The 6,519-nt window shown below is 41.6% G+C and carries 5 protein-coding genes, 20 tRNA genes and 1 pseudogene; 24 read left to right on the top strand and 2 right to left on the bottom strand.

What is annotated here, in order from left to right:
- Positions 1-64 precede the first annotated feature (64 nt).
- The 20 genes from GD441_RS16700 (at position 65) to GD441_RS16605 (ending at position 2,252) form a co-directional block, all read left to right on the top strand.
- Positions 65-140 (top strand) — tRNA-Thr (locus GD441_RS16700).
- A gap of 149 nt (positions 141-289) precedes the next feature.
- A tRNA-Lys gene (locus GD441_RS16695) sits at positions 290-365 on the top strand.
- A gap of 10 nt (positions 366-375) precedes the next feature.
- Positions 376-460 (top strand) — tRNA-Leu (locus GD441_RS16690).
- A 4-nt stretch (positions 461-464) separates the two neighbouring features.
- A tRNA-Gly gene (locus GD441_RS16685) sits at positions 465-539 on the top strand.
- Between the two features lie 8 nt (positions 540-547).
- Positions 548-636, top strand: a tRNA-Leu gene (locus GD441_RS16680).
- 7 nt (positions 637-643) lie between these two features.
- Positions 644-720, top strand: a tRNA-Arg gene (locus GD441_RS16675).
- A 13-nt stretch (positions 721-733) separates the two neighbouring features.
- Positions 734-810: transfer RNA gene (locus tag GD441_RS16670), tRNA-Pro, on the top strand.
- A gap of 15 nt (positions 811-825) precedes the next feature.
- Positions 826-901, top strand: a tRNA-Ala gene (locus GD441_RS16665).
- Positions 902-918: 17 nt separating this feature from the next.
- A tRNA-Met gene (locus GD441_RS16660) sits at positions 919-995 on the top strand.
- An 8-nt stretch (positions 996-1,003) separates the two neighbouring features.
- Positions 1,004-1,080, top strand: a tRNA-Ile gene (locus tag GD441_RS16655).
- A gap of 17 nt (positions 1,081-1,097) precedes the next feature.
- Positions 1,098-1,190: transfer RNA gene (locus GD441_RS16650), tRNA-Ser, on the top strand.
- Between the two features lie 154 nt (positions 1,191-1,344).
- A tRNA-Met gene (locus GD441_RS16645) sits at positions 1,345-1,421 on the top strand.
- Positions 1,422-1,424: 3 nt separating this feature from the next.
- A tRNA-Asp gene (locus GD441_RS16640) sits at positions 1,425-1,500 on the top strand.
- A gap of 158 nt (positions 1,501-1,658) precedes the next feature.
- Positions 1,659-1,734 (top strand) — tRNA-Phe (locus tag GD441_RS16635).
- A 20-nt stretch (positions 1,735-1,754) separates the two neighbouring features.
- Positions 1,755-1,830 (top strand) — tRNA-His (locus GD441_RS16630).
- Between the two features lie 8 nt (positions 1,831-1,838).
- A tRNA-Gly gene (locus tag GD441_RS16625) sits at positions 1,839-1,912 on the top strand.
- A 10-nt stretch (positions 1,913-1,922) separates the two neighbouring features.
- Positions 1,923-1,999, top strand: a tRNA-Ile gene (locus GD441_RS16620).
- A 1-nt stretch (position 2,000) separates the two neighbouring features.
- Positions 2,001-2,075, top strand: a tRNA-Asn gene (locus tag GD441_RS16615).
- A gap of 9 nt (positions 2,076-2,084) precedes the next feature.
- Positions 2,085-2,175: transfer RNA gene (locus GD441_RS16610), tRNA-Ser, on the top strand.
- A 5-nt stretch (positions 2,176-2,180) separates the two neighbouring features.
- Positions 2,181-2,252: transfer RNA gene (locus GD441_RS16605), tRNA-Glu, on the top strand.
- A gap of 231 nt (positions 2,253-2,483) precedes the next feature.
- Here the strand turns inward: GD441_RS16605 and GD441_RS16600 are convergent.
- A pseudogene (locus GD441_RS16600) lies at positions 2,484-2,933 on the bottom strand (ISL3 family transposase).
- Between the two features lie 110 nt (positions 2,934-3,043).
- Between GD441_RS16600 and GD441_RS16590 the strand changes: the two are divergent.
- The 4 genes from GD441_RS16590 (at position 3,044) to GD441_RS16575 (ending at position 5,094) form a co-directional block, all read left to right on the top strand.
- Entirely contained in the window at positions 3,044-3,469 is a 426-nt protein-coding gene (locus tag GD441_RS16590; protein WP_225434284.1) for a hypothetical protein, read from the top strand.
- A gap of 153 nt (positions 3,470-3,622) precedes the next feature.
- Complete coding sequence (locus GD441_RS16585) at positions 3,623-3,904, top strand: hypothetical protein (protein ID WP_225434283.1); 282 nt, start codon at positions 3,623-3,625, stop codon at positions 3,902-3,904.
- A gap of 150 nt (positions 3,905-4,054) precedes the next feature.
- Positions 4,055-4,303, top strand: coding sequence for a hypothetical protein (locus GD441_RS16580; protein WP_225434282.1), 249 nt, complete (start codon positions 4,055-4,057; stop codon positions 4,301-4,303).
- Between the two features lie 146 nt (positions 4,304-4,449).
- Positions 4,450-5,094: a hypothetical protein gene (locus GD441_RS16575; RefSeq protein WP_153127513.1), complete on the top strand. Its 645-nt coding sequence runs from the start codon at positions 4,450-4,452 to the stop codon at positions 5,092-5,094.
- 289 nt (positions 5,095-5,383) lie between these two features.
- On the opposite strand, the gene GD441_RS16570 is transcribed toward GD441_RS16575, so the two are convergent.
- On the bottom strand, positions 5,384-6,519 hold a 1,136-nt coding region (locus tag GD441_RS16570), incomplete at its 5' end, for an ISL3 family transposase (RefSeq protein ID WP_153127512.1).

Below are 6,519 nucleotides of genomic sequence, written 5' to 3'. Positions count from 1 at the left end.
GGGAGAGCACCTGCCTTACAAGCAGGGGGTCGGCGGTTCGATCCCGTCATCCTCCACCATATATGCCGGTGTAGCTCAATTGGTAGAGCAACTGACTTGTAATCAGTAGGTTGGGGGTTCAAGTCCTCTCGCCGGCACCACTTATTTTGTTTGAGCCATTAGCTCAGTCGGTAGAGACGAGCAAAACAGCTATGAAGTTGCTACGAGTTGCGTAGTCTCATGTCTTGCCAAAGAGATGAGACGGAGCAGATGTTTAAAACAGAAGTAGCGGAGTAATTTTGAGTTATTTGAGCCATTAGCTCAGTCGGTAGAGCATCTGACTTTTAATCAGAGGGTCGGAGGTTCGAGTCCTCCATGGCTCACCACTTTTATATTGCGGGTGTGGCGGAATTGGCAGACGCACCAGACTTAGGATCTGGCGCCTTACGGCGTGGGGGTTCAAGTCCCTTCACCCGCACCATTATGCGGAAGTAGTTCAGTGGTAGAATACAACCTTGCCAAGGTTGGGGTCGCGGGTTCGAATCCCGTCTTCCGCTCCAAAAATAGTGCCGGGGTGGCGGAACTGGCAGACGCACAGGACTTAAAATCCTGCGGTAGGTGACTACCGTACCGGTTCGATTCCGGTCCTCGGCACCATTAATGTGCGCCCGTAGCTCAATTGGATAGAGCGTCTGACTACGGATCAGAAGGTTATGGGTTCGACTCCTGTCGGGCGCGCCATATATTCTTTAAACGGGAAGTAGCTCAGCTTGGTAGAGCACTTGGTTTGGGACCAAGGGGTCGCAGGTTCGAATCCTGTCTTCCCGACCATCTTCCGATTTATAAGGGGCCTTAGCTCAGCTGGGAGAGCGCCTGCTTTGCACGCAGGAGGTCAGCGGTTCGATCCCGCTAGGCTCCACCAATGTAATTGTTAATCTTGGCGGCGTAGCTCAGCTGGCTAGAGCGTACGGTTCATACCCGTGAGGTCGTGGGTTCGATTCCCTCCGCCGCTACCAAAGATTAAGGACCTTTAGCTCAGCTGGTTAGAGCAGACGGCTCATAACCGTCCGGTCGTAGGTTCGAGTCCTACAAGGTCCACCATTGTCTTTATATAATACGGAGGAATACCCAAGTCTGGCTGAAGGGATCGGTCTTGAAAACCGACAGGGGTGTAACAGCCCGCGGGGGTTCGAATCCCTCTTCCTCCGCCATATTTTATCATCGCGGGGTGGAGCAACGAGCAAGGCTTCTACGAAAAAGCTACGAGTTGTTTCGACGCATTCACTTCAGTGAATAATCCTGCAGAGGAAGAAACAGTCTAAGGTAAACTTAGAGCATAAACAACATTTATTAATTTTTTATCGTCGCGGGGTGGAGCAGTCTGGTAGCTCGTCGGGCTCATAACCCGAAGGTCGCAGGTTCAAATCCTGTCCCCGCAACCAAATGGTCCCGTGGTGTAGCGGTTAACATGCCTGCCTGTCACGCAGGAGATCGCGGGTTCGATTCCCGTCGGGACCGCCATTCTGTAATTATGGCTCGGTAGCTCAGTCGGTAGAGCAACGAGCAAAGCTTCTAAGAAATTTCTGCGAGTTGTACCCAACGAGACGCTGCTTGAGAAACCTTCTGAGTTGGGGACAAAGGACAAGTAATACTAAATAAGCGGCACTAAAATCTAATATGGCTCGGTAGCTCAGTCGGTAGAGCAAAGGACTGAAAATCCTTGTGTCGGCGGTTCGATTCCGTCCCGAGCCACCATTTAATCCTACTATTCTGTGGCGGCTATGGCGAAGTGGTTAACGCATCGGATTGTGGCTCCGACACTCGTGGGTTCGATTCCCACTAGTCGCCCCATATTACACGCGGGTGTAGTTTAGTGGTAAAACCTCAGCCTTCCAAGCTGATGTCGTGGGTTCGATTCCCATCACCCGCTCCAAACTTAAATTGGGCCTATAGCTCAGCTGGTTAGAGCGCACGCCTGATAAGCGTGAGGTCGATGGTTCAAGTCCATTTAGGCCCACCATTCCGCAGTAGCTCAGTGGTAGAGCACTCGGCTGTTAACCGAGCGGTCGTAGGTTCGAATCCTACCTGCGGAGCCATTTTATTTTGGGGAAGTACTCAAGAGGCTGAAGAGGCGCCCCTGCTAAGGGTGTAGGTCGCGTAAGCGGCGCGAGGGTTCAAATCCCTCCTTCTCCGCCATATTTGGCCCGTTGGTCAAGTGGTTAAGACACCGCCCTTTCACGGCGGTAACACGGGTTCGAATCCCGTACGGGTCATCGAAAACCATCAGTTTATATCTGATGGTTTTTTTTTGGCGTGCCCAGCTAAGCTGTTATCTGCTAGTTGGTGCAAGTCCAACCCGAGTAAATGCCAAGACGCTCGGTAGCTGACAGGCAACTGGTGGAGAAATCCTAAGGTTGAAGCCCTGTGACAAAGTAAGGCTCTCTGTCAATTGTGGTGGTGTAAATATTTCCAATACCCTCTCTTTGGAAGGAATGTAGGTTAACCTACGTTCCTTCTGACAAGTTGACGCCACAATATCTTTTTCGTAATCGCTCAAAGCTTTTTATTCCATAAGACATTCGTTTGATTACCTTGGTTGTATTATTTACACCTTCAATATATCCGTTGTTAAATGGATACATGAAGGATTGTAAAATCTCTTGTTTCCACCTATTAAATGTTCGAACGACTTTTTTAAATGCTTCGTTTCCAAATTCCTCAACTCTCGTCATCCATGCTTCTAAACCTGTTTTAGCATTTTCCATTGTACTTGTTTTAAACCAGACATCTAGTTCATTCTTTAACTCATAGGCTTCCCTCAAGTCCGAATCAAGTGCCAAGAGTTCTTCTACTCACTCTTTCTCTTTTTGATTGAGCTTAAACGGGGATTTCCATAAAAGCTCTTTATTTCTTTTCATTCGAATACGTTGTTCTTTATATAATTTATGTTGCACTTCTCTTCTTACTTGATCAAATGCCCAATAAGCTTGTCTCAGTTAGAGAATGGGCTGTTAGTATTTATAATGAGTACGGGAAGCAAATACACAGATACATTGGAAACAAAATGAAGGAGAATGACCTTTTCTTTTTATATAATATTGATAGTGAATTTAGAAATGCTTCATATGATTGTTATTCACGACTAATTAAAAGGTTACCATTTCTTAAGGATCAGACAGAAATGCTTTTTCTTTTTATAAAAGAATATCATAGGGTAGAAAGTGAGCAAAAGTTTAATTTTGGGATACCGTCAATATCGGAAGAAATTACTGATTGGATTGAGAAAACCTGGGCAAAGCATCAAGTAAATCTTCTTGCCTTTGCTTATGATTGGATAAACAGTTTTTTTGATAATGAGGATATTTGGCCCTCAACACATAGAAGAAAGAGTCAATATAATTGGAGAAAGTACGATTATGATTATAGGCAAAAAAGTAACCTTTTTAATCTTGATTCTTTGTATAGAAAATGCCGAAGAAGTCCTTTATAAAAGGTAGAAAGCAGGAATTTGAGATATTATTTATGTACTATTGGCTTCACGATATGGAAGGCGATGACGAGGGATATTGACAGGAATATTTAGAGAAAGTGTTACCTACTTTGAAAAAGTTATAGTTATTAAATATTAGGTGAGGTGAAAAAAATGAATGATAAAGAAATAATTCTTTCAAAAATTGCAGAAATAGTTAGCAGACCAGGCTTTTTTATAAGAAAAAACTCGGAATTTAAGGCCAGATTAAAATGTGTGGGGCTTAATGACCTTTACGAAAAATATATAGACTATCTGGTGCCATATTTCTATAATCAAGGTTATGCGCACAAATTTGAGAATAATAACGAGGAATATGATGTGTTTCTAGGTTTAGATAGTATTTTCTCGGATTTATATAAGGAAAACAGGCATGAGGATATTATCAATCTTTAAGTATATTTTCAAAATATAAGGGGACTGAAAATTTCGCAAAGTGGATGAGAGGTGTATTTAACACTAGCGGAGACAGTGAAACAGCAACGGTTGCTGACTTAGATAGGGCTCTTAAATCAGATCTGAAAAAAGAATTATGCATTTGACTTTATGATTATATGGCCAATTCAAAGTGTAACAAAAAATGAAAAAGAGATTCAGATGCTGAAAGAAATGGCCCAACGTCAAAAGACAAAAAAGATTATATATCTTACAATTAAAGAACCTTGGTACAACCCGGATTCTTTAGAGGCTATCGTGGATCGAGTGATAAAACTTGACTGTGAGAATGATGACCCAAAAGAATATCAGCGTATTCTAGCCGCCTACGAAGATGATATGAAAAGGCACAAGTACTAATATACATAGCAAATTCAGGTGGCTTAAGGGTGTACAATTATTATTCAGACTAGGCATAAATTCTTATTTAGAAAGCGAATTATTTACATCTTATGCCGTGGTTTGATAGAAAAATATGAAATAAGGATTTTTTCGGGATAGAATAAATGAAAGATTTCTTAAATGAAATTCGAAAACCAATTAGTATATCGCTAACAAAAAAGTTTTTATATTCAACTTTAATATTTATAGCGGGGATTACTTTAGGCTTAGTTTCCAAGATGCTTGAAACAACCCTAAGTAATTCATTACCCTATTTTCTAGAAGTCTTAGATTTAAGAAACTTCTTTTCTCGCATGGGGGTTTGGCTTTTCCTTGCGGTGTTAATATCTTTATATAGCAAATCAGCTCTCAGGTCTGCCATAAATGTATTTTTGTTTTTTGCGGGTATGGTAGGTAGCTATTATTTATTCACAGTTTTGATAGCTGGCTTTTTTCCTAAATCATATATGATGATTTGGATAATAATGACTTGTATTTCACCATTTCTGGCTTTTGTGTGTTGGTATGCAAAGGGGAAAGGTATAATTGCTATTTCTATTTCATCTATAATTTTTATGTTTATCTCAAGACAGGCTTTTGTATTTGGATTTTGGTATTTTGATATTAGAGATAATTTGGAATTGTTACTCTGGATAGCCACGATCTTTGTTTTATATCAGTCTCCAAAACAAATATTCAAGGTGGCGACAATAGGATTGCTTCTCTATTTCTTTTCCGCTCAAATCAACTTATTTTGGGGAATGTTGTAGGTCTCTATTTAATGCAAATTCAGTGGATATGTTCCCGTCTACCGATAGTGCAAAAAGTGCCGTGGATATATTTCCGAGAACGGGCAGGTTCAAAAGACATTCATCCTATCCTCTCCTCTCAAGCCATGTGGAGTGTGTTGTCTTGATGTCAAGGGTGGAGAAATAGGGTTATTCAAAACGCTGAATAAATAGGTTCTCCGTCAAATGTTGGGGTGGTAAAGAAATCAGGCCACCCCTATCCTATATGTAGACCCATTCCTTTATACTGATGTCTCAATAAGATTCTTGCTCAAAATCTCTTGAAGTTTTTATATCCATAGCTGTTTCGCTTGATGACTTTTGTCGTATTATTGATTCCTTCCAAAAAGACATTGGAATGACCATACACAAAGCTATTCAGGATTTCTACTTGCCAATTTCGAAACGTTTCTATCGCTTGTTTCATCTCTGGAATTCCTGATTCCTCTACTACTTGATAAAATGCTTCCAGCTCTTTTTTTACCTCTTTGATCTTTTCTTGACCGATCTCTTTCGCTCGGTTAAACCATACTTGATAACGTTCTTTTAGTTCATAGGCTTTTTTTAGCTCTTCCGACATATTCAAATAGCGTTCTAAATGCCACTGATCGTCTTCAGTTAAAGTGTTTTGAGGTTTATAAAAAATGTACCTTTTTCTTTTGCACTTTTTTCGTTCATAGTCGTGAAACTGCTGCTGAATACGCCTGCGAACTCGATCAATCCCCCAATAAATATAACGACAAAAATGAAAACGATCTGCCACGATCACTGGGTTCCCTAGGGACGAACGAACGGCTGCCTTAAAAGAAGGACTCATATCCATAATCACCACTTGAACGTGGTGACCATGCCTTTGAAGGTAGTCTTTTATCGTCTTTTTATTTCGGTTCGGTAGGATGTCTAGGGGTTGCTTTGTGATCCCATCGGCGATGATGAGTTGATCCTTTCCTTCCCTTGTATCTCCTTTATATTCATCAATCGCAATCACTCGAGGTAGTGACTCTACTTGCTTGACTTCCGTTTGAGCGATTTGGTCAAATCGCCTCATAATGGTCGTGGATGAGGTACCGTAAACATCCCCTACTTCCTTAAATGTCTTTCCCTTAATAGCACATACGGACACGGCCTGATTCCATTCAATCGATGTTCGTTGATATCGTTTGACAAACGTATTCTTTTCGGAAAAGCGTTTTCCGCAAGCACAGGCATATCGACGACGTTTATACCAAATATACGTCAGCCGTTCAAACCATTTTAAATGTTGAACTTTTTGCCATCGATAATCATGGACTTTGTTGGTGAGCTGACCACAGTCAGGACAAGGGTGAGGCTTTCGCTCCATTTCCACATAGAGGAGGATTTCCCCTTTACGCTCCTCCATTTTTATCACCTGACAGTCTTTTAATC

The sequence above is a fragment of the Peribacillus tepidiphilus genome (assembly GCF_009466385.1).
Classification (GTDB): Bacteria; Bacillota; Bacilli; order Bacillales; family DSM-1321; genus Bacillus_BN; species Bacillus_BN tepidiphilus.
This window is presented reverse-complemented; position numbering and strand designations above follow the sequence as displayed.